This is a genomic window from Curtobacterium sp. PhB191, from assembly GCF_004346515.1.
In the GTDB taxonomy this organism is placed as follows: domain Bacteria; phylum Actinomycetota; class Actinomycetes; order Actinomycetales; family Microbacteriaceae; genus Curtobacterium.
The window spans coordinates 1-19,881 of record NZ_SMBV01000015.1; the positions used below are offsets into that span (position 1 = coordinate 1).

Sequence of the window (19,881 nt, forward strand, 5' to 3'; positions counted from 1 at the left end):
CGTGCGTGGGGACACCGGGTCAGCGAGCCCGTGCCCGGTACGCTCCCGGCGCAGTCCCGCACGCACGGGTGAAGTGCACGTAGAAACTCGACTGCGACCCGAACCCTGCGGCGTGCGCGATCTCCGACGTCGTCATGGACGTCGTCGCGAGCAACCGCTGCGCCTCGGCCACCCTGCACCGTGTCAGGTACTCGACGATCGTCGTGCCGACGTCCTGTCGGAACACTGACATCGCGTAGTGCGGGTGCAGGTGTGCGGCCGCAGCGACGTCAGCGACCTCGATCGGTTCGCGGAACCGGTCGACCACGAACCGCACCATGTCGATCACCCGGTGCATGGCATCCGCGGTGCCGTGCCCGCCGCCAGGCCGCAGGTCAACGGCGTCGCGGTGGTGCCGGAGCAGGCGACGCACGAGCGCCTGCGCCTCGAGGTTGGCGATGATCTCCGCACCGTCGTCCTCGAAGTCCCGCTGCCACGACCCGAGCATCGACTCGACGTCACGCCCGGCAGCTGCGGTCGGCACGACGACCGGGCGGTTCAGGAGCATCGCTCCGAGGTCGTGGTCGGGCAGTCCCCACGCCAGCACCTCGGCCAGCGGGATGTGCACCCAGCGGAACTCGCCCGTGCCGGTGCCGTCACCCACGAGCTGGTGCGGGGTCCAGCCCCAGAACAGTGCGATCTCGCCCGCGTGCACACTGACCGGCGCCCCGCCGAACCGGTAGTCCAGGTGCCCGTCGAGCACCAGGTTCATCTCGAGGTCGTCGTGCCGGTGGGACGATGCCATGAGCGGGGCCGGGCCGCGGTGGCTCCAGTACGCCGCTTCCATCGTCTCCACGTCGAGCACGTTGCTGAGCCTACGTCAGTGAGCCTTTCCCCACACAGGACCTCCGTCAGGGGGTCGCCTGACGAGACCAGTAGTCGGCCCTGATGACCAGGAGTTCCCCCTCCGCTTCCGAACTCAGGTTGACGGTGCGCGGGTCCCACAGAGTCCCGCGCTGACGAGCTTGGGGAGTCATCCCCAAGCTGGCCGCGAGATCCTGCGGGCGTACTCCCTCGGGCGGTCGGACCGAGAGCACGGCCCAGCACCCACCAGAAGCGCAGTCCTTCTCTTCCGCGATCAGCTCGCTGCCCGCGGGCAGCGAGACCGAGGAAGCGGGTGGCACATCCCCCTCGGTCGCGAATGCGAACAGGGACACGAGGCGAACTCCGGCGAGCAACGTGACGAGCGCAAGCGTCACCACGACCATCACCACGACCGATCGCTTCCGTCTCCCTGTGGCCGTCACGAGCGCCACCCTACGGCCTTGGCGCAGCAGCCTGTCCTGGTACTCACCCGACGGTGTGGAGTACTTCGATGCCCATGGAGCCGACGCACGGTCGGTACCGGACGAGCGCGACTCGTGCCCCGTGCATCTCTCCGAGCTCCTGGTGGCGCGATCGGTCCACGTGACGCACGACCGCTGCCTCGCGTGAGGCCTCGCGGTGCACACTGATCGAGAGGTGGGCCGTGTTCCTGATGAAGGCCATCGGAGGCGCGGCACCGCCGTGGAGCGCCGAGGCAGCCTCACGCATCCGGACACGGATCGGCCGCAGGGTGTCGTCGTCGAACCCCTGCACGAAAACGCCGGCCGCCGATCCTCCAAGGCCGTCGAGCCGGACTCGGTGGTCGAGCGCGCCGCGCGAATCCTCGACGACGTCGATGTAGTGCTCGAGCGTCGCACGATCGATCCGATCGCGGTACGGTTCGAGGCTCGTGATCGTGAGGTGCACGTCCTCGACTCCGTACACGTGTTGCGTGCCGTCGTACGCGGCGGCCAGTTCATCCGCCACGCCAGCGATCCGCTGAGCGAGTGGCCTCGGAGGGAGCAGCACCAGGCTCAGACCCCAGCGCGGATCACCGTCCACCGGTTCCCGGTCGAGCTGCAGGTCACCGACACGCAGCCGCTGACGGGCACGTTCCCAGAGCACGTCGTACTCCTCACGACTTGCCACAGGCGCCGACGCCTACTTGTCCCACGCCGTCACGGACGCGAGACCTCGAGCGGCACGTTCCTCATCGAGGAGCTGTTGTACCACCTGGCTCTTCGCGGCCGTGTAGGCACGACCGTCCGAGGATCGCGCTGCTCGGGTCTTGACCTCCCGGTACCGCGCAACGGCGGTCGGGTCGCTGAGCAGTTTGTCCCGGAAGAGCCGTTGGTTGCACTCGTCCCACTGGTCCGAGGCGAAGGCGTGGAGGATGTGGGTCCTCGCCCCGTCTCGCTCTCGGGTGTACACCCCGTGGTTCTTCGGACCGGAACGGTGCTGCGTGTAGCCCGTCGCCGCGAGCAACGGGCCGAGCGCCAACGGATCCGTGTCGACTGCGACCCGGACCGCGATGTCGATGACCGGCTTCGCTTCGAGGCCCGGGATGGCCGTGCTGCCGATGTGTTCGACCGCGAGCACGCGGTCTCCGAGCGCGGCGACGAGCCGCGACGCCTCACGCTGGTAGTCCGTCTCCCAGGAGTCGCGGTGTGCTTCCAGCTGCACCGCGGGAGGCTCTCCCCCGGACCGGATCGTGGCCATCGCCGCTGGCCACATCGCGTCCAACCGCGGTCCCCAGGGATCCGCCATCACGCCGCTCTGACGGAGTTCGACCACCTCGGACGCGGGGAGCCACTTCCAGGCCATCACCTCGGCCGGAGCTGGCCGCACGGTCGAGCGGGCAGGTTCCCGGACGGTGAAGAGATCCACCAGCGCAGAGTCCTCGGTGAAGCGACCGACCCACTGCAGCGCGTCGGGCGCGACCTCGAGGGCGGTCTCCTCGCGCAGTTCACGGCAGGCCGCCGCTGTCCCCGACTCGCCGGCGAGCGCGCTGCCACCGGGAAACTCCCACCCGTGCGCGAACTCCTTCGTCGGAGCTCGTTGCGTGACGAGGACGGTCCCGTCGGCGCGGTGGACGCAGATCGTGACCACGAGGTGGAAGGACCCGGCGGGCCAGCCGCTGTCGCCTCGCCGGAACGTCGCGCCCGTCGCTCCACCGCTCGCATCGACCACGTCCCACCACTCGTCCACGACCGCCAGCGTACGACGACCGTCGCGACGCCAGTCGAGCCGCTGCGCGACTCGTGGTCGCCGAGACCTCGGGAACCTAGGGACGCGCAGCGACGACGGCGACCAGACCGCTCCAGTCGGGGTGGTAGTCCTCGTCGACGGCCGCACGGCTCTCCGCGTAGACAGAGGCGACGCGCAACGCCAAGGACGGGCTCAGCGCTCCGGACAGTGCCGTCTGGCTCTCGGCCGCGGCGAGGTCCGTGCCGGAGCCGAACCGGTGGTGCACCGTCCCCTCCCGCTGGTCGGCGAGGACCATGCTGTGCACGAGCGCCTCGCGGACCACCCCGAGCACGAGGTGCAGCCCGATGGCGTCAGCTCCGCGCCCGAATCGTGTGGCAGCCAGCGCGAGATCGAACCGCTGACTGTTGTCCGGAGGCTCCGGCGGAAGCTCCAGAGTCGCACCTCGCGTCGCGAGGTCCACGCGGCGACCGTCCGCGAGCACGATGCGAACGTGCTGCACCCCGTCGTCGAGGGTGCTCTGCCACGCCCACGGCTCACCTCCGAGGAGTGTCCCCGCCTCGACGTCCGCAACGAGATCGAGCTCGACGTCGAGGTCGCTCCACGGATCCAGCTGGTCGGGCGTGAGGACGGAGCCGTACGGACGGACCGCGCCGACCGCCGGGTCCGTGCGGAGCCTCTCCAGGAGCGACTGCTGCCAGTGCATCACCGAACCCTACGAGCTCCACGCCATGAGCGGGGCCGGGACGCGGTGGCTCCAGTACGCCACTTCCATCGTCCCGACGTCGAGCTCGATGTCGAGCACGACGTCGAGACCACGTCAGAGCCCCTTCCGTCTGTTCGTCTCCCAGTACCCCAGCACCAGCTCGTCGCCCGGCGGCAGTTCGCGATCGACGAGCCGGAAGAGTCGCCGCGCCTGGCGCTCGGACGAGCGCGCCGCGGCCTCGGTCGGCCATCCCGCTTCCACCGAGTAGTCCTCGTTGAACTCGGCTGCCCACCGCAGTACTTCGTCGCGGACCGTCTCCGACAACGCCGGTCTCCCCTCGGGGCACAGGCCGTCCTCGTCCCAGAGCGGCCAGTCGACGCTGTACTCGTTCATTAGTCGGTAGCGCACCGGACAACACTCGCACACCGGCCACGGACCGATCCGAGGATCCTGGAACCCCACCGTCCGAAGCCGGAGGACCGCACACCCCCGCGCTTCCTACCGTCGACACATGACTAAGATCACCATCATCGGCGCCGGCGGCTTCGTCTTCCCCTTCCGCCTCATCGGCGACCTCGTCTCCTTCCCCGCCCTGCAGGACGCGACGTTGCACCTCATGGACCTCGACGCGGGCCGGGTCGCCCGCACCGCGACGGCCGCCCGCGAGCTCGTCGCCCACCACGGCCTCGGTGTCGAGGTCCTCGAGACCACGGACCGGCGCGCGGCCCTGGATGGTGCGGACGTCGTCATCATCACGTTCCAGGTGGGCGGCGTCGAGTCCTACAAGTGGGACGTCGAGATCCCGCGCAAGTACGGCATCGACCAGGCGGTCGGCGACACCGTCGGCCCGGGCGGCGTCTTCCGCTTCCTGCGGTCGGTCCGCGCGTACGAGGACATCGCCCGCGACGCCCTCGAGCTCTGCCCGGACGCCCAGTTCATCAACTACGCGAACCCGATGGCGATGGCCACGGCGTTCCTCAACGCGAAGGGGCTCCGGACGGTGGGGCTCTGCCACAGCGTGCAGGGCACGACCCGCATGCTGGCGCGCACGCTCGGCGTGCCGTACGACGAGGTCGAGTTCGTCAGCGCCGGCATCAACCACCAGGCGTGGATCCTCGAGTTCACGCGCCGCAACGGCGAGGACCTGTACCCGCGTCTGCGCGAGGTGATGACGGCGAAGCACCAGCGGGGCGTCGCGGCGTCCGACCTGCACGACGACGACGGCGACCACAGCGAAGCGGCTGCCGCGGCGAGCAACTACGAGGGCGGCAACGAGCAGGTCCGCACCCAGCTGATGCGCTCGTTCGGGTACTTCGAGACCGAGTCGAGCCACCACGCCAGCGAGTACGTGCCGTACTTCCGCAAAGACCCGGAGACGGTGCTCGAGTACATCCCGGAGCGCTGGGACTACTACGAGATCTGCCTGGCGCACGACGAGCAGGGCGACGTGGACACCCAGCTCGAGAAGCTCAAGGCCGACCTGACGCCGAGCGTCGAGTACGGCGCGAGCATCGTGAACGCGATCGTGACGGGTGTGCCGGCGGTCGTCTACGGCAACGTGCCGAACGCCACGGGCGTCATCCAGAACCTGCCGTCCGACGCCTGCGTCGAGGTCGCGTGCCTGGTCGACGGCAAGGGGGTGCAGCCGACGTCGTTCGGTGAGCTCCCGCCGCAGCTCGCCGCGATCAACCGCACGAACACGAACGTGCAGACCCTGGCGGTGCGTGCTGCGCTGACGGGCAACGTCGAGCACGTCCACCACGCGGTGGCGCTCGACCCGCTGACGGCGGCGCACCTGACGCTCGACCGCATCGCCGAGATGACCGACGAGCTCCTGCACGCCCACGCGGCGCTGCTCCCCGAGTCGTTGCGTCCGGCGGACGCGGTCACCGCGGCACCGGTAGCCGACCGGGAGGCCCGCCCCGCGCTCGTCTGAACCGTCGCGCCCGACGTGGGGTCGGGTCCAGGACGCGACCCCACGTCGGACGCGCGGCGCCCCGTGTGCGCACCCCGCGCCTCCCGGCCGACCTGAACGGCACCACGACCTCAAAGGAGAGGACCATGCCGACCCGACCATCCCCCCAGCTCGCCAGACGGGGGTTCCTCGCCCTCGCCGGCATCTCGCTGACCGGCGCGCTGGCAGCGTGCGCCGGCGGCGGCACGACCGGCCGCGGCGGGACGAAGCACATCCGCCTGTCCACCTGGAACATCCCGACGGACATCACGAGCTACCAGGCGATCGCCGACGAGTTCGTCGCAGCGCACCCCGGTACGAGCGTCGCCGTCGAGGTGACCACCGGGCAGTTCCACCAGTGGTTCATCACCCGGCTCGCCGCCGACCTGGCGCCGGACGTCATCCGGATCACCCCGCAGCAGATCGGCCGGTACGCCGCCAACGGCAGCCTGGTCGACATCTCGGGGTCCGTCCCGGCGGACTACCGGCAGGACTACAGCGACCCGTTCTGGGCGATCGGCGCGCGGGACGACGGCGTGTACGGCGTCTTCCAGCACACCGACAACTTCATCACCTACTACAACCGCGACGTCATGGAGCAGATCGGCGTCACGCCGCCGCAGGCCCTGGCCGACGCGTGGACGTGGGACGAGTTCCTCGACGTCGCGAAGGAGGTCAAGCAGGTCACCGGCAAGTACGCGTTCGGGTACGGGTGGTCGTCGCCCGAGACGGCGTACCGGTGGCTGCCGCTGGTCCACCAGAACGGCGGCGCGTTCCTCGGCGAGGACGGTGCCACCCCGTCGATGGACACCCCGGAGGCGATCGACGCCCTGGCCTTCGGCCGGAAGTGGTACGCCGACGGACTCGCGACCACGGGCAACCTCAGCAAGAGCGGCGGCGGTGACGTCTCGCGGAACCTGTTCCTGACCGGGCAGATCGGCATGATGCTCAACAACCCGGAGTCCATCGCGCAGCTCGACACCGACATGCCCGACAACTGGGGCACGGCCCCGATGATCCGCAACGTCGGCGAGGCGAGCGACCTGGGCGGCAACGCCCTGGCCGTCACGAAGTCGAGCAAGCACCCGGAGCTCGCGGCCGAGCTCGTGGCGATGATCACGTCACGGTCGAAGATGCAGCAGTTCTGCCACGACGGCAACTGGCTGCCCGCCCGGAAGTCCCTCGACGCGAAGGACATCGGGTACGCCGCGAACACCGACACGATGCAGCGGTTCATCGACCAGGGGACGACGATCCCGCTCTCGATGGTGAAGGCCGAGAGCGGCGAGTACTTCAGCTCGCTCAACGCGGTGTTCGCCGACTACCTCGACCTCTGCCTGCTCGGGCAACTGAGCCCGAAAGAGGCCTCGAACCAGATGATGGAGGCGATGCGCAGTGTCACTGCGAACTGAGACCGCGCCGGTCCGCACGACGGCGTCCACCGCCCCACCGACCGGCGGACTCCCCGCGGGCGGCGGTGCCCGCCGGAACCGGGGCCGCTTCGTCCCGTACGTGTTCATCGGCCCCGCGGCGCTGCTGTTCCTCGGCTTCTCGCTCATCCCGATCATCACGGCGATCGCGCTGAGCTTCCAGGACTCCAGCACATCGCTCGGCGACGGCACCTGGGTCGGCGGGAAGAACTTCGTCGACATGGGCTCCGACCCGCTCATCGGCACGGCGCTGCGGAACACGCTCGTGTTCACGCTCGGCACCGTGCCGACCTCGATGGCGATCGGGCTCGCGCTGGCCGTCGCCCTGAACCGGCCGCTGCCCGGGCGCTCGGTGTTCCGCGCCCTGTTCTTCGTGCCGATGGTCGCGGCCGGCGTCGTGGTGGGCGTCATCATGTCGTGGATCTTCAACGGCGACTACGGCGTCGTGAACAACCTGCTCGAAGCGCTCGGCATGGGGCGCGTGCCCTGGCTGACCGCTCCGGGGTGGGCGATGGCGACCCTGGTGGTCGTCGTGGTCTGGACCCGGATCGGCTTCTGCATGGTGATCTACCTCGGCGCGCTGCAGTCCGTACCCGCAGAGCTCAAGGAGGCCGCCGCGATCGACGGCGCCTCGCGCTGGGTGCGGTTCCGGACCATCACGTGGCCGCTGCTCCGCCCGACGACGTCGATCCTGCTCATCCTGAACGTCGTGTTCTCGTTGCAGGCCTTCGACGTCATCTACGTGATGACCGGCGGTGGCCCCGGCTTCTCGACGACCGTGCTGATCCAGTACGTGTTCCGGTCCGCGTTCATCGATGCCCGGATGGGCTACGCCGCGGCGCTCGGACTGGTGCTCGTCGCGATCCTGCTCGTGTTCACGCTGCTCCGGCAGCGCGCCAACCGCAAGGCGGAGGAGATGCTCTGATGGCCGTACTCGATGTCCGCGGTGCCCGCCGCCGTCCGGCTGGAGCCCGCTCCCGGCGCCGGCCCGGTCGGTGGGTGCTCGTCGCCGGGCTCACCGCCCTGGCCATCCTGATGGTGTTCCCGCTGTACTGGATGGTCGTCTCCGCGCTCACCCCCGGCGGGCAGTCGCAGAGCGGCACGTTCTCGCTGTTCCCGACCCGGCCGACGTTCGAGAACTACACGCAGGTGTTCAGCACGCAGCCGGTCTGGCGGTGGCTCGGCAACTCGGCGCTCATCACCAGCGTCGGCACCGCGGTGAGCGTCGTCGTGTCGCTGATGGCCGGGTACGCCCTCGCCAAGTTCCGGTTCGCGGGCCGGGGGCTGCTGTACTCGGCGTTCCTCGTCACGATCATGATCCCGATCCAGGTCACCCTGGTGCCGAGCTTCCTGGTCGTCGCGAAGATCGGCCTGGTCGACTCCCCCTGGGCGGTGATCCTGCCGACCGTGTTCGACGTCGTCGGGATCTTCATCGCCCGGCAGTTCATGCTCGGGGTGCCGGACGCCCTGATGGAAGCCGCTCGGCTCGACGGCGCCGGCGAGTTCCAGACGTTCTTCCGGGTGGTGCTGCCCTCGTGCGGCCCCCTGGTCGGGGTGCTCGTGATCCTCGGCTTCATGACGCGGTGGAACGACTTCCTCTGGCCGCTCGTCGTGCTGCAGGGCAACGAGAACCTGACCGTGCCGGTGGCCCTGTCGACGCTGACGAACAACCCGGCGTTCAGTTCGCCGTGGGGTGCCGTGATGGCCATCGCGACCGTGACCGTGCTGCCGCTGCTCGTGGTGTTCCTGGCGTTCCAGCGCCAGTTCGTGCAGGGCATCGCCTCGACCGGCATCAAGTAGCGCGGCGGCTCGCGCCGGCGCCGGCACGGCGGGCGGCGTACCTGCCCGAATCGGGCGTACCTGGTCGATTCTTTCGACCAGGTACGCCCGATTCCGCATACCAGCGCAGTGGACATGGGAAAGAAACGACGGGAGGCACGGTGCCAACTGGCACCGTGCCTCCCGTCCGTCGTCCGCGTCAGCGGATGATCGAGATGTTGTCCGCCTGCGGGCCCTTCTTGCCGGGGCCCACGTCGTACTGCACGTGGTCGTTCTCCTCGAGCGACCGGTAGCCGGTCGTCGCGATGATGCTGGAGAAGTGGGCGAACAGGTCCTCGGACCCGTCGTCGGGGTGGATGAAGCCGTACCCCTTGGCGTGGTCGAACCACTTCACGGTGCCGGTCGGCATGGTCGACAGCACGGCGTCAGTGGATGCGCAGTTGCGCGACCATCGGGCAGGCGAACGGGTCACGAGCAGCGAGCCCGACCCGGTTCAGGTACCGGACGACGATGCCGTAGGAGCGCAGCAGGGTGGTCTCGGTGTAGGGCACCTCGAGCGTGTCGCAGTGGTCGCGGACGAGCAGGCGGGCCTGCTTGAGCGCCGGACGGGGCATCGACGGGAACAGGTGGTGCTCGACCTGGTAGTTCAGGCCGCCCATCAGGAACGAGACCCACCAGCCGCCGCGGATGTTGCGCGACGTGCGGACCTGGCGCGAGAAGAAGTCGACCTTGGCGTCGTGCGCGATGGTCGGCATGCCCTTGTGGTTCGGGGCGAACGAGGCGCCCATCATCACGCCGAACACGGCGAGCTGCACACCGAGGAACGCGCAGGCCATGCCGAACGGCAGGAACCAGAACACGACCGTCAGGTAGATGCCGAAGCGGGCGACGAGCAGCGCGGCCTCGAGCCAGCGGTGCTTGACGTCGGCCTTGGTGCCGTTGCCGGTGACGATGCTCTGCACCGCGTACCGGTGCAGGTTCAGGCCCTCGAGCGTCAGCAGGGGGAAGAACAGCCAGCCCTGGAACCGCATGAACGTCGTCATGAGCGGACCCTTGACCGCGGCGGCGTCCTCCGGCAGGAACCGGATGCCGTCGGGTGCGATGTCGGGGTCCTTGCCGATGGTGTTCGGGTTGCCGTGGTGGCGGGTGTGCTTGTTCATCCACCACGAGTAGCTGAGGCCGACCAGGAACGTGCCGAGCCAGCGGCCGGCGTGGTCGTTCCACTTCTGCGAGGCGAAGACCTGGCGGTGCGCGGCTTCGTGCGACAGGAACGCGAACTGCGTGAAGATCACGCCGAGCGCGCCGGCCACGATGAGCTGGAACCAGGTGTCGCCGAGGAATGCGAACGCGACCCACGCGAGGGCGAAGGTGACGATGAGTGTGCCGAACAGCGACCAGTAGAACCCGGTGCGGCGGCGGAGGAGTCCGTTCTCCTTCACCTGCGCGAGCAGGGCTGAGTAGGTCGAGGTGCCCTTGGGGCTTCCTGTTCCAGGTCGAGTGCGGGTGTAGCCCGGAGCGAGCGGAGTGGTGGTCAAGTGGACCGACCTTCCGGTGCGGACCGGCCCTTCGGCCGGTTCGAGAGAGTTCACGCGATTGCGCTTGGTGCGACCCTAGGGCCTGAAGGTGCGATTCCACCTGACAATCAGCCTGCCCTGTCCAGCGGGCGTTGTGATGGCACCTGAAGGGGGTGTGCGTCCCCACGGGCGGACGGGAGGCGCGGGTCGCGCCCGCCCCGTGCCTCCCGTCCGCCGCACGCGCCCGACCAGGGCAGTGGCCCGCGCCGTCAGGTCGCGATCCGCGCTCCGGAGCGGTGCGACTCCGTCGCGGCGTCGGCGAGCAGGAGGGCCCGCCGGCCGTCCTCGAGCGTCGCGCGCGGGCGCTCGTCGCCGCGCGTCACCGCGACGAGGTGGGCGATCTCGGCCGCGTAGGCCTCGCGGTACCGGTCGCCGTAGTGGCTGATGGCGAGGTCGCCCGCACCGACGCCGACGGCGGTCGACGCGCTGACCGAGGTCGCGGTCCGGTTGCCGACCGCGAGCGTGCCCGCCGGCCCGGACGCCTCGAGCCGCTGGTCGTACCCGGAGGCGTTGCTCCGCGCGTCGACGATCGTGACGAGTGCCCCGCCGGCCGTGGTCAGGGTGACCATCGCACCCGAGACGTCGTCGAGTGCGGCGACCTCGGGGTCGCTCACCTGGCCGACGGCGTGCACCGAGGTGACCTCGCCGCCGAGCCACCGGGCCATGTCGAGGTCGTGGATGGTCATGTCGCGGAACAGTCCACCCGACCCCGGTACGTAGGCGATGGGCGGCGGTGCATGGTCACGGCTGACGATGACGAGCTGCTCGAGGGGGCCGATCTCACCGGCCACCAACCGGTCGTGCAGGGCCGCGAACGACGGGTCGAACCGACGGTTGAAGGCCACGACGACCCGGTCTGCGGCGGCACCGACGGCCGCGATGCAGGCGTCGACCCGGGCGATGTCGAGGTCGACGGGCTTCTCGACCAGGACAGCCTTGCCACCGGCGACCGCCTGCGTGATGTGCGCGGCGTGCAGCGGGTTCGGCGACGCGATGACGACGGCGTCGATCGCCGGGTCGGCGAACGCGGCGTCGACCTCGAGGGCGGCGGCTCCGTGGCGAGCGGCGAGCGCCGGTGCTCCGGACCCACCGGCGACCGCGGACAGGACGGCACCGTCGGTGCGGGCCACGTTGGCGGCGTGCACGGCCGCCATCTTGCCGGCGCCGATGATCGCGATGCGGACGTCGGCGGTCACGAGGCGTCGGCCCGGATCGCTTCGAGCCCCTCGACCACGAGCGCGTGGTCGTCGTGCATCTCGAGGCCACTGACCCCGACCGCACCGATCAGGCGGCCCTGCAGCAGGAGCGGGAACGCACCGCCGGCCGCCGCGTACTCGTTCGTGTCGAGGGCGCCGTCCTGCTCGAAGCTCCCGCCGGCGGCCAGGTAGGTCGCGCGGACGCGCAGCGACGACTGGCCGAAGTGCCGCACGACGCGGAACTTCCGCTCGAGCCAGGCGTCGTTCAACGCAGCGGCGCCCTCGGTCGCGGCGTGGAAGACACGCTGCTCGCCGAACACGACGGCGAACCCGATGGCGTGGCCGCGGTCGATCGCCGCCTGCCGGAGCCAGGAGCCGAGGCGCCACGAGTCGTCGAGGTCGAAGGACGGGAACGTCAGGCGCTGCTCCTCGGCCGCGAGGGCATCGCGCAGGGCGGTCGGGTCGAGGTCGCGGTAGTGAGCGCCGTCGGGGTGGGCCATGATCTCTCCTTCGAGGTGGTCCGGAACGCCTTCTGGAACGTTCCAGCGCGCTGAGCGTACCGCCCCCGACACGCCTGAGCGAACGCCCAGAGCCGCCGCCAGGCACCATGGAGAGCATGGCAAGCACCACCTCCGCTCCCCCGCCCGGCCCCGTCGAGACGACGTCGAAGGTGCGGCGGTGGGTGTTCTGGCCCGCCGCCGTCCTCGTGCTCGGTTTCGTGGCGTTCACCCTGATCTCCCCGTCGAGCGCCGAGGCGATGTTCGTCGGCCTGCAGGACGGCATCGTCAAGAACTTCAGCTGGTACTACGTCCTCGTCGCCGCGTTCTTCGTCGGCTTCTCGCTGTTCGTCGGCTTCAGCAAGTTCGGCGACATCAAGCTCGGCAAGGACCAGGACGAGCCCGAGTTCTCGACCGGGTCGTGGTTCGCGCTGCTCTTCGCCGCTGGCATGGGCATCGGCCTCGTGTTCTATGGCGTCTCGGAACCGCTCAGCCACTTCGCCTCACCGCGCCCCGGCGTCACCGGCACCGAGAACGAGCTCGCGCAGCAGGCCCTCACCCAGACGTTCCTGCACTGGGGACTCCACGCGTGGGCGATCTACGTCGTGCTCGGCCTCGCCCTGGCCTACGCCATCCACCGCCGCGGCCGTCCGGTGTCGATCCGGTGGGCGCTCGAGCCGCTGCTCGGCAACCGGGTGCGCGGCGGGTGGGGCAACCTCATCGACGTCATCGCGCTCGTCGGCACCCTGTTCGGTGTCGCGACCTCGCTCGGCCTCGGGGTCATCCAGATCGGCGCCGGGCTCGAGAGCGCTGGCATCGCCGACAGCAGCATCGTCAGCCAGATCGCCATCATCGCCGTGATCACCGCGGTCACCATCGTGTCGCTCGTGACCGGTGTCACCAAGGGCATGAAGATCCTGTCGAACTTCAACCTGCTGCTCGCCGCCGCACTGCTGCTGTTCGTGCTCATCGTCGGGCCGACCCAGTTCCTGCTCCGCGACTTCGTGCAGTCCATCGGCGCGTACCTGCAGAACATCGTCGGCCTGTCGTTCAACGTCACCGCACAGCAGGGCGCCGAGGGCGTCGCCTGGCAGGGCGCGTGGACCACCTTCTACTGGGGCTGGTGGATGTCGTGGGCGCCGTTCGTCGGCGTCTTCATCGCGCGCATCTCGAAGGGCCGAACGGTCCGCCAGTTCGTGTTCGGCGTCCTCCTCGTCCCGACCGCGCTCACGTTCCTCTGGTTCGCCGTGCTCGGCGGCGCCGCCATCCACCGCGAGACCGACGGCTCCGGTGGCCTGGTCGGCTCGGACGGCTCGGTCGACCTCGAAGGCTCGCTGTTCGCCCTGCTCGGCGACCTGCCCGCCGGAGCGGTGCTGACCTTCGGCGCGATCCTGCTCATCGGCGTGTTCTTCGTGACCTCGTCGGACTCCGGGTCGCTCGTGATGGCGATGATCGCGTCCGGCGGCGACATCGAGCCGAAGAACTGGCTGCGCGTCTTCTTCGCCACCGTCTCGGCACTGCTCGCCGTTGCCCTGCTGCTGAGCGGCGGGCTGAACGCTCTCAAGACGGCGGCGATCACCACGGCGTTGCCCTTCAGCGTCGTGCTGCTACTCACCTGCTGGTCGACGATCATCGCCTTCACCCGCGAGCGGCGGGCGTACGACAAGGCCGAACGCGAGGTCCTGCTCGAACACGTCGGCGCGTACTACGGCCTCGAGGTCGAGGGGCCGTCAGAGCGCGCGCCGCGATCGGCCTTCGGTCGGCCGTGGGCAGCCGTCAAGAAGCGCGTGCGCGGTGGGTCAGCGGCACACCCGGCCGCCACCGCCCTCGACGACTTCCCGATCCGGACGCAGACGGTGTCACCCGACCCGGCGGTCGACGCGAGCCTCGATGATGCGCCAGCTGCGGAGAGCGCATCGCGCCCGACGGACGGATGACGGAGTGGCGCGGACCGCTCAGCGGTGACGCGCCAGCGGCACGTGGGCCGCGCCGACCGAGCTTGCGAGGGAGGCGTGGCGGGGCCGCCACGGGCCTCCCGTCCGTCAGCGGTCGCGACCAGGGCGTCGCGCCGGCCCGAACACGAAGGGCTCAGAGGCGCTTCTCCATGCAGTAGCTCGTCGGGTCGTCGGTGTACGGCGGGAATCGCGGGACCTGGCGGTACCCGAGCTTCTCGTACAGGGCGATCGCCGCGACCTGTGGCAAGCCCGTCTCCAGTTGCAGCGTCTCGATGCCCAAGTCGTGCGCGTGCGCCTCGAGTGCCTGGAGCAGGGCTCGACCGACCCCGAGCCCTCGAGCCTCGTCGGTGACGAACATCCGCTTGACCTCACCGGATCCGTCGCGCCGATCAACCAGCGCCGCCGTACCGACGGCCACGTCACCCTCGCGAGCGACGAACAGCGAGACCCCGTCGGCTTCCAGGGCGTCGACGTCGAGGCCGTAGTAGTTCTCGGCCGGGTACAGGGCCAGGGCGAAGGCGTCTCCTTGGCTGAGCAGGCTGAGGACGTCGTCGCTGCGAGGGCTCTCGATCTGGATGGAAGGCACGGCCGATTGTACGAGTTCAGTCGGCGACTGGGCGTCGTCCCGCCGAGGACTGGAAGCGCACCAGGTAGCCGTCCGGGTCCTGCACGAGGAACTGGTCCACGCCGGCCTGCTCGTTCCCGACGTCGTACCACTTCGTCTCGGGCTGCATGAAGAGTTCGGTGCCGGCACGGAGCAGGGTCGCGGCCAGTGCGCGGCTGTCGGGCACGGTGATCTGGAAGTTCACGCCTCGGCCGAGCGGGCGATCGAGCGGGCCGGTGATCCAGTTCCGACCGACGCCGGCCTGTTCGAGCATCAGGTGTGCGGTGCCGAGGGCGATGTACGCGAAGCGCTCCTCGGGCCGCGCGTAGCGGGTCTCGAAGCCGCACAGACCGCACCAGAACGCGAGGCTCCGGTCCAGGTCGGCGACGAGGAGTTCGGGGACGAGTGCGGGCTCGGGGGGCATGGTCACCGGACCATCGTGGCATCGGAGCGCTGCGATGCCCGCTCGGCGACCGTCGGATGCCGGGACAGGAATACGTCGATGCGGCGTCGTGCGAGGATTCGTCGACCACATCGACGAAGGGCCCGATCATGACCACCGCGCGCACGTTCCACCTGATCAGCACGCCGCTGCTGGCCGTCGGGTTCCTCGGGGTCGGCGCGCTGATGGCCGACGTCTACTACGGACCGGAGGGTGGGGGTGCCAACATCGGCCTCGGGCTCGTGATGCCACTGTGCCTCGGCTCCGGCGTGGTCGGCATCGCGATGGGGATCGCGGCCCTCGTGACGACGTGGTCGGCCGGCCGCGCCGCACGTTCACGCCAGCCACGCCCGGGGCACCTCCCCGAGGTTCCATGACATGCCGCGTGCACGTCGCCGAGGTTCGACGGGCAGGCTCCGCGGCGCGTGAGATGCCCGAATCTTGGAACCTCGGCGCGCTCACCAACCCGGCACGGCCACCCGCACCGCACTGATCCGCCCCGCACGCGTCTGCGCCGTCGTCGCCGGGTCGTAGCTGTCCGCCGTCGCCAGGTACAGCGTGCGGCCGTCCTCGCCGCCGAGCGCGCAGTCGATCGCGCACAGCCCCGGCGCATCGATCCGGTCCGTGATCTCGCCGCCCTCGAGGACCCGGAGGAACTCCCCCGTGTCGACGGAGCAGACCCAGACGGCGCCGTCGCGGTCGACCGTGCTGCCGTCCGGCGTGACGCCACCGGGAAGCGCTGCCCACTCGCGTCGGCCGGTCAGCGACCCGTCGGGCTCGATGTCGAACGCGGTGAGCCGGCCGCCCCACGTCTCGCTCACCACGAGGGTGCGGGTGCCGGGCAGGACGTTCGCGCTGTTCGGGAACACCAGCCCCTCGGCGGCGAGGCGGAACGAGCCGTCCTGCTCGATCACGTACAGCGGGCCGGGGCGGAGCTCCTCGCCGCCGTACAGGTCGTAGCCGAAGGCCCCGATGTAGGTCCGGCCGGTCGCCTCGTCGACGACCAGGTCGTTCAGGAGCGACGACTCCTCGCCGGACAGGTCGGCGAACACCGACGCCTCTCCACGGTCGTCGACGGCGACGACCGTGCGGGACTCCATCGAGCTGACGACGAGTCGCCCGTCGGCGAGCCATCCAAGTCCGGACGACTGGCCCTCCACCGTGGCCTCCAGGCGCGGAGCCGCGGTCGAGGTCGGGTCCATCGAGAAGACCTCGCCGGTGTGCATGTCCGAGTACCAGAGCCGCCCGTCGTGCCAGCGGTTGCCCTCGGGGAAGCGGATGTCGGTGACGACGTCGGTCGCGGAGTCCAGAGTGATGTGCACCGATCCACCCTGCCAGCCGGACCCCCGCGCCACCCGGTGGTCTGGCACGATCGAGACATGCCCCTCGACGGAACTCCCCTGGAACGGCTCGGCTTCCTAACGATCGGGTCGTTCGACCCCGCCCGACCGTCCGAGGGCCACGAGGACACGCTCCGGGTCATCGAGCGCGCGGAGGCGCTCGGCTTCGACAGCGCGTGGCTGCGCCACCGGCACCTGCAGCACGGCATCTCCTCCCCCGTCGCGGTGCTGGCCGCGGCGTCGCAGCGGACCTCGCGGATCGAGCTCGGCACCGCCGTCACGCCGATCGGCGCCGAGAACCCCTTCCGGCTCGCCGAGGACCTCGGCACCGTCGACGTGCTGTTGGGCGGGCGGCTGAACCCCGGTCTCTCGGTCGGCACCCCGATGAACTTCGACCTCTACAAGGACGCGATCTTCCCCGACACCGCCGAGCACGAGGACCTCGGCAACGACCGACTCCTGCGCTTCCGTGCCCTCGTGCGCGGAGAAGCGGTGACCGGAACCGGCACCGCGACCGGCACCGTCGAACGCCGAGGGATCGAGGAGTTCGCGAGCACCGTCCAACCCCACAGCACCGGCCTCGCCGACCGCATCTGGTACGGCACCGGCAGCACGAAGTCGGCGGTCTGGGCCGGCGAGAACGGCTTCCACCTGCTCACCTCGAGCGTCACGCGCAGCGAGGTCGGCACGGACTTCGCCGCCAACCAGCGCGCGCAGATCGACGCCTACCTCGACGTCCACCCCGATCCCAGCACCGCTCGGGTCTCCCAGGGACTGGTCGTCATCCCGACCGACACGGCGACACGCGAGCAGGAGGCCCGCTACCGCGCCTACGTCGAGAGCCGCTCGGGCCGCGTCGGCGTGCCGATGGGGCCCGCGGGGATGCTCTTCGCCGCCGACCTCGTCGGGACCTCGGCCGAGATCGCGGACCGGCTGCGCGCCGACGCCGGCTACCAAGCGGTCACCGAGGTCGCCTTCGCGCTGCCGTTCTCGTTCGAACCGGACGACTACGCGCAGATCACCACGGACATCGCCGAGCACCTGGGTCCGCAACTCGGCTGGGCGCCGCGACCGGCGGCCTGAGAACGGCGCCAGACCACCGGACGGGAGGCACGGTGCCAGCTCGCGCCGTGCCTCCCGTCCGCCTTGGAGTCGCGCTCAGGGCGCGTGATCAGTCCTGCTGGTCCGCCTCCACCGCATCCTGCAACCGCTCGAGCACATCCGGCACCGCCGAGCGCACCCGGCTCCAGCTCGGGATGAACGGCTTGTCGTCGGGGCGTGCGCTGAAGGCGCCGCCGGCGTCGAGGATCGCCTTGGTGAAGAGCTCGACCGCGGCTTCTTCGGCGTGCTGGTCGAAGCCGAGCCCGCTCATCTCCGCTTCGTGCCGGTAGACCTCGACGATGTCGAGGGCGTTCCGGTAGTACGTCGCCTTGAGCACCCGGAACGAGTCCGAGGTGAGCGGGACGCCCATCGTCGCGAGCTTCCGCAGCAGCGACTGCACGATGTCGTTGCCCATGCGGGCGAGCCCGCCGGTGCCGTCGGCCTCGGCGAGGGGCTGGTGCTTGTGGTCGTAGGCATCGGCGATCTCCACCTGGCACACCTGCCGCGTGGCGTAGTCGCGGTACACCTCGGACAGCATGCCGATCTCGAGGCCCCAGTCCCCCGGGATCTTCAGCCCGTTCAGCACGTGCGCGCGCATCGCGAACTCGCCGGACAGCGGGTACCGGAAGCTGCTGAGGTACTCGAGGTACTCGGACTCCCCGTAGACCTGACGGAGCGACCGGAGCAGCGGGCCGACGAGCAAGCGTCCGACGCGACCGTTGATCCGGCCGTCGGCGACGCGGGCGTAGAAGCCCTTCGAGAACTCGTAGTCGAACGCCGGGTTCGCGACCGGGTAGAACAGCCGCGCGAGCATGCCCCGCTCGTACGTGGTGATGTCGCAGTCGTGCAGCGCGATGCACTCGGCCCGCTCCGATGCGAGCGCGTAGCCCGTGCAGTACCAGACGTTCCGGCCCTTGCCCGGCTCGCCGGGAGCCAGCCCCTCGCGCTCCAGCTCGGCGTCGAGTTCCCGCAGCCGCGGCCCGTCGTTCCACAGGATGCGGTGCCGCTGCGGCAACCGCGCGAAGAACTCCCGCGCGTGTTCGAACTGCGAGCGGTCGGCGCGGTCCAGCCCGATGACGATCTCGCTGAGCCAGTCGGCCTCGGCGAGCTCGTCGACGATCCGTGAGAGCGCCGGGCGTTCGAGCTCCGAGTACAGCGCCGGCAGGATCAGGCTCATCGGCCGCTTCTCGGCGAAGCCCCGCAGGTCGTCCTCGATGCTCGCGGTGCTGCGGCGGCCGAGGTCGTGGAACGTCGTGATGACGCCGTTCTGGTGGAAGTCGCTCATCGGTGGCTCCTGAGGGACGGGGTGGTGAATCGGGAGACGCCCTCGGCCCAGCCCTGCGGGCCGGGGGCGGTTGTGCGGTGGACGCGCTCGGGTCGGTCGTCGGCGAACGGGCCCGGCGCCGGGCCGTGGCCGCGGACGACGACCGCCAGGTCGACGGCGTCGAGCAGCGCGGTGTCGTTCGGGCCGTCGCCGAGCCCGATGGTGCGCGGGACGGTGCCGGTGCGGCGCTCGTGGTCGGCGACGAGCAGGCGGACCGCGGTGCCCTTGTCGCGCCCGGCGGGCAGGACGTGCCAGAAGCGGCCGCCGCGCACGAGGTCGAGGCCGGCCGCGGCGAGCGCCGCGCGGAACGCGTCGGCGCGGTCGTCGTCCTCGGCGTGCCAGAGCAGGACCTCGGAGGCTTCGCGTTGTCGGGCATCACCGGCTGCTTCGAGGTCGAGTCCGGTCCAGGCGGCGACGACCTCGTCGGTCTCGCCGCCGAAGGTCGCGAAGTGGAGGTCCAGGTCCGATCGGGTGTGGTCGAGGGCCGTGCGGAGACGCGCGAGGTCGGCATCCGCGGGGCCGGCCCCGGCGCCGGTGGTCACGTTGCCGTCCGGTCCGACGACGATCGCGCCGTTCTCCGCGACGAACGCCTGGCCATCGAGACCGGTCCGCCGCTGCAGGGCGGTGATCTCGGCCGGGGTCTTGCTGCTGCAGAACACCACCGGCACGCCGTCGGCGCGTAGGCGCTCGAGCATCGGAAGGGCAGCGTCGAACGAGTAGTCGTGGTGGTCGAGGAACGTCCCGTCGAGGTCCGTGACGACCATCAGGTCCTGTGGTGGCATCGTGCTCCGCTCGCGGCTGGGTGGGCTGCGGGCGACGGTGCCCCGGACCACCCTGCCATGCGTGGGAGTCCGGTTGGTGAACAGGGGCGGCTGGGTTCCGTGGTGCGCGCTGCGCGTAGGTCGCTCGATTCGACGTGGGGCGCCGGGCA

At 70.3% G+C, this 19,881-nt stretch carries 22 protein-coding genes; 7 read left to right on the forward strand and 15 right to left on the reverse strand.

The window, feature by feature from the left end; translation table 11 throughout:
• Window positions 1-19: 19 nt before the first annotated feature.
• The 6 genes from EDF48_RS17995 to EDF48_RS18020 all read right to left on the reverse strand — a co-directional run bounded on the left by EDF48_RS17995 (window position 20) and on the right by EDF48_RS18020 (window position 4,147).
• Complete coding sequence (locus EDF48_RS17995; protein ID WP_123338428.1) at window positions 20-844, reverse strand: helix-turn-helix domain-containing protein; 825 nt, start codon at window positions 842-844, stop codon at window positions 20-22.
• A gap of 46 nt (window positions 845-890) precedes the next feature.
• Window positions 891-1,286, reverse strand: a complete 396-nt coding sequence (locus tag EDF48_RS18000) for a hypothetical protein (RefSeq protein WP_131847680.1) — start codon at window positions 1,284-1,286, stop codon at window positions 891-893.
• 43 nt (window positions 1,287-1,329) lie between these two features.
• Window positions 1,330-1,992, reverse strand: coding sequence for a hypothetical protein (locus EDF48_RS18005; RefSeq protein WP_165932465.1), 663 nt, complete (start codon window positions 1,990-1,992; stop codon window positions 1,330-1,332).
• Between the two features lie 12 nt (window positions 1,993-2,004).
• Window positions 2,005-3,051 (reverse strand): GrpB family protein, encoded by a 1,047-nt coding sequence (locus EDF48_RS18010; RefSeq protein WP_131847676.1) that lies wholly within the window; start codon window positions 3,049-3,051, stop codon window positions 2,005-2,007.
• 76 nt (window positions 3,052-3,127) lie between these two features.
• A complete protein-coding gene (locus EDF48_RS18015; protein ID WP_131847674.1) occupies window positions 3,128-3,754 on the reverse strand; it encodes a hypothetical protein in 627 nt (208 codons plus the stop codon).
• A 114-nt stretch (window positions 3,755-3,868) separates the two neighbouring features.
• Window positions 3,869-4,147 carry a hypothetical protein gene (locus tag EDF48_RS18020; RefSeq protein WP_131881753.1) on the reverse strand — a complete coding sequence of 93 codons (279 nt, stop codon included), beginning with the start codon at window positions 4,145-4,147 and terminating at the stop codon, window positions 3,869-3,871.
• Window positions 4,148-4,265: 118 nt separating this feature from the next.
• Here EDF48_RS18020 and melA point away from each other — a divergent pair, with 118 nt between their 5' ends.
• The 4 genes from melA (at window position 4,266) to EDF48_RS18040 (ending at window position 8,938) form a co-directional block, all read left to right on the forward strand.
• Window positions 4,266-5,690: an alpha-galactosidase gene (gene melA, locus EDF48_RS18025; RefSeq protein ID WP_123939456.1), complete on the forward strand. Its 1,425-nt coding sequence runs from the start codon at window positions 4,266-4,268 to the stop codon at window positions 5,688-5,690.
• A gap of 125 nt (window positions 5,691-5,815) precedes the next feature.
• Complete coding sequence (locus EDF48_RS18030) at window positions 5,816-7,120, forward strand: sugar ABC transporter substrate-binding protein (protein ID WP_243698142.1); 1,305 nt, start codon at window positions 5,816-5,818, stop codon at window positions 7,118-7,120.
• Window positions 7,104-8,063, forward strand: coding sequence for a sugar ABC transporter permease (locus EDF48_RS18035; protein WP_123939455.1), 960 nt, complete (start codon window positions 7,104-7,106; stop codon window positions 8,061-8,063). The genes EDF48_RS18030 and EDF48_RS18035 overlap by 17 nt, the downstream gene beginning before the upstream one ends.
• Window positions 8,063-8,938 (forward strand): carbohydrate ABC transporter permease, encoded by an 876-nt coding sequence (locus tag EDF48_RS18040; protein WP_243698143.1) that lies wholly within the window; start codon window positions 8,063-8,065, stop codon window positions 8,936-8,938. The genes EDF48_RS18035 and EDF48_RS18040 overlap by 1 nt, the downstream gene beginning before the upstream one ends.
• A gap of 178 nt (window positions 8,939-9,116) precedes the next feature.
• Here the strand turns inward: EDF48_RS18040 and EDF48_RS18045 are convergent, their stop codons facing one another.
• The 4 genes from EDF48_RS18045 to EDF48_RS18060 all read right to left on the reverse strand — a co-directional run bounded on the left by EDF48_RS18045 (window position 9,117) and on the right by EDF48_RS18060 (window position 12,187).
• Window positions 9,117-9,326: a cold-shock protein gene (locus tag EDF48_RS18045; RefSeq protein ID WP_111086735.1), complete on the reverse strand. Its 210-nt coding sequence runs from the start codon at window positions 9,324-9,326 to the stop codon at window positions 9,117-9,119.
• A gap of 16 nt (window positions 9,327-9,342) precedes the next feature.
• The gene (locus EDF48_RS18050; protein ID WP_131881755.1) at window positions 9,343-10,452 is read right to left on the reverse strand and encodes an acyl-CoA desaturase; all 1,110 of its coding nucleotides are present in this window, start codon (window positions 10,450-10,452) and stop codon (window positions 9,343-9,345) included.
• A 248-nt stretch (window positions 10,453-10,700) separates the two neighbouring features.
• Complete coding sequence (locus EDF48_RS18055) at window positions 10,701-11,687, reverse strand: Gfo/Idh/MocA family oxidoreductase (RefSeq protein ID WP_243698144.1); 987 nt, start codon at window positions 11,685-11,687, stop codon at window positions 10,701-10,703.
• On the reverse strand, window positions 11,684-12,187 hold the full coding sequence (locus EDF48_RS18060) for a heme-binding protein (RefSeq protein ID WP_123293870.1): 504 nt from the start codon (window positions 12,185-12,187) through the stop codon (window positions 11,684-11,686). The genes EDF48_RS18055 and EDF48_RS18060 overlap by 4 nt, the downstream gene beginning before the upstream one ends.
• Window positions 12,188-12,303: 116 nt before the next feature.
• Between EDF48_RS18060 and EDF48_RS18065 the strand changes: the two genes are divergently transcribed.
• Complete coding sequence (locus EDF48_RS18065; RefSeq protein ID WP_243698145.1) at window positions 12,304-14,121, forward strand: BCCT family transporter; 1,818 nt, start codon at window positions 12,304-12,306, stop codon at window positions 14,119-14,121.
• 151 nt (window positions 14,122-14,272) lie between these two features.
• On the opposite strand, the gene EDF48_RS18070 is transcribed toward EDF48_RS18065, so the two are convergent.
• On the reverse strand, window positions 14,273-14,725 hold the full coding sequence (locus EDF48_RS18070) for a GNAT family N-acetyltransferase (protein WP_131881757.1): 453 nt from the start codon (window positions 14,723-14,725) through the stop codon (window positions 14,273-14,275).
• A 16-nt stretch (window positions 14,726-14,741) separates the two neighbouring features.
• Complete coding sequence (locus EDF48_RS18075; RefSeq protein WP_131881824.1) at window positions 14,742-15,167, reverse strand: VOC family protein; 426 nt, start codon at window positions 15,165-15,167, stop codon at window positions 14,742-14,744.
• 128 nt (window positions 15,168-15,295) lie between these two features.
• On the opposite strand from EDF48_RS18075, the gene EDF48_RS18080 reads away from it, so the two are divergent.
• Window positions 15,296-15,562, forward strand: coding sequence for a hypothetical protein (locus EDF48_RS18080; protein ID WP_131881759.1), 267 nt, complete (start codon window positions 15,296-15,298; stop codon window positions 15,560-15,562).
• Window positions 15,563-15,643: 81 nt separating this feature from the next.
• Here the strand turns inward: EDF48_RS18080 and EDF48_RS18085 are convergent, their stop codons facing one another.
• Window positions 15,644-16,507 (reverse strand): SMP-30/gluconolactonase/LRE family protein, encoded by an 864-nt coding sequence (locus EDF48_RS18085; RefSeq protein ID WP_165932466.1) that lies wholly within the window; start codon window positions 16,505-16,507, stop codon window positions 15,644-15,646.
• Window positions 16,508-16,564: 57 nt separating this feature from the next.
• Between EDF48_RS18085 and EDF48_RS18090 the strand changes: the two genes are divergently transcribed.
• Entirely contained in the window at window positions 16,565-17,608 is a 1,044-nt protein-coding gene (locus tag EDF48_RS18090) for an LLM class flavin-dependent oxidoreductase (protein ID WP_131881763.1), read from the forward strand.
• An 88-nt stretch (window positions 17,609-17,696) separates the two neighbouring features.
• On the opposite strand, the gene EDF48_RS18095 is transcribed toward EDF48_RS18090, so the two are convergent.
• Together EDF48_RS18095 and EDF48_RS18100 are read right to left on the reverse strand one after the other, a co-directional pair.
• Complete coding sequence (locus tag EDF48_RS18095; RefSeq protein WP_123338439.1) at window positions 17,697-18,911, reverse strand: glycosyl transferase; 1,215 nt, start codon at window positions 18,909-18,911, stop codon at window positions 17,697-17,699.
• Window positions 18,908-19,732 (reverse strand): HAD-IIB family hydrolase, encoded by an 825-nt coding sequence (locus tag EDF48_RS18100; protein WP_131881765.1) that lies wholly within the window; start codon window positions 19,730-19,732, stop codon window positions 18,908-18,910. The genes EDF48_RS18095 and EDF48_RS18100 overlap by 4 nt, the downstream gene beginning before the upstream one ends.
• Window positions 19,733-19,881: the final 149 nt, after the last annotated feature.

What these genes read in the sequence shown, in the direction of transcription:
- EDF48_RS18015 (WP_131847674.1), bottom strand. Translation starts at nt 3,754, where the DNA reads ATGCACTGGCAGCAGTCGCTCCTGGAGAGGCTCCGCACGGACCCGGCG.
- EDF48_RS18020 (WP_131881753.1), bottom strand. Translation starts at nt 4,147, where the DNA reads ATGAACGAGTACAGCGTCGACTGGCCGCTCTGGGACGAGGACGGCCTG.
- melA (WP_123939456.1), top strand. Translation starts at nt 4,266, where the DNA reads ATGACTAAGATCACCATCATCGGCGCCGGCGGCTTCGTCTTCCCCTTC.
- EDF48_RS18030 (WP_243698142.1), top strand. Translation starts at nt 5,816, where the DNA reads ATGCCGACCCGACCATCCCCCCAGCTCGCCAGACGGGGGTTCCTCGCC.
- EDF48_RS18040 (WP_243698143.1), top strand. Translation starts at nt 8,063, where the DNA reads ATGGCCGTACTCGATGTCCGCGGTGCCCGCCGCCGTCCGGCTGGAGCC.
- EDF48_RS18045 (WP_111086735.1), bottom strand. Translation starts at nt 9,326, where the DNA reads ATGCCGACCGGCACCGTGAAGTGGTTCGACCACGCCAAGGGGTACGGC.
- EDF48_RS18060 (WP_123293870.1), bottom strand. Translation starts at nt 12,187, where the DNA reads ATGGCCCACCCCGACGGCGCTCACTACCGCGACCTCGACCCGACCGCC.
- EDF48_RS18065 (WP_243698145.1), top strand. Translation starts at nt 12,304, where the DNA reads ATGGCAAGCACCACCTCCGCTCCCCCGCCCGGCCCCGTCGAGACGACG.
- EDF48_RS18075 (WP_131881824.1), bottom strand. Translation starts at nt 15,167, where the DNA reads ATGCCCCCCGAGCCCGCACTCGTCCCCGAACTCCTCGTCGCCGACCTG.
- EDF48_RS18080 (WP_131881759.1), top strand. Translation starts at nt 15,296, where the DNA reads ATGACCACCGCGCGCACGTTCCACCTGATCAGCACGCCGCTGCTGGCC.
- EDF48_RS18090 (WP_131881763.1), top strand. Translation starts at nt 16,565, where the DNA reads ATGCCCCTCGACGGAACTCCCCTGGAACGGCTCGGCTTCCTAACGATC.
- EDF48_RS18095 (WP_123338439.1), bottom strand. Translation starts at nt 18,911, where the DNA reads ATGAGCGACTTCCACCAGAACGGCGTCATCACGACGTTCCACGACCTC.
- EDF48_RS18100 (WP_131881765.1), bottom strand. Translation starts at nt 19,732, where the DNA reads ATGCCACCACAGGACCTGATGGTCGTCACGGACCTCGACGGGACGTTC.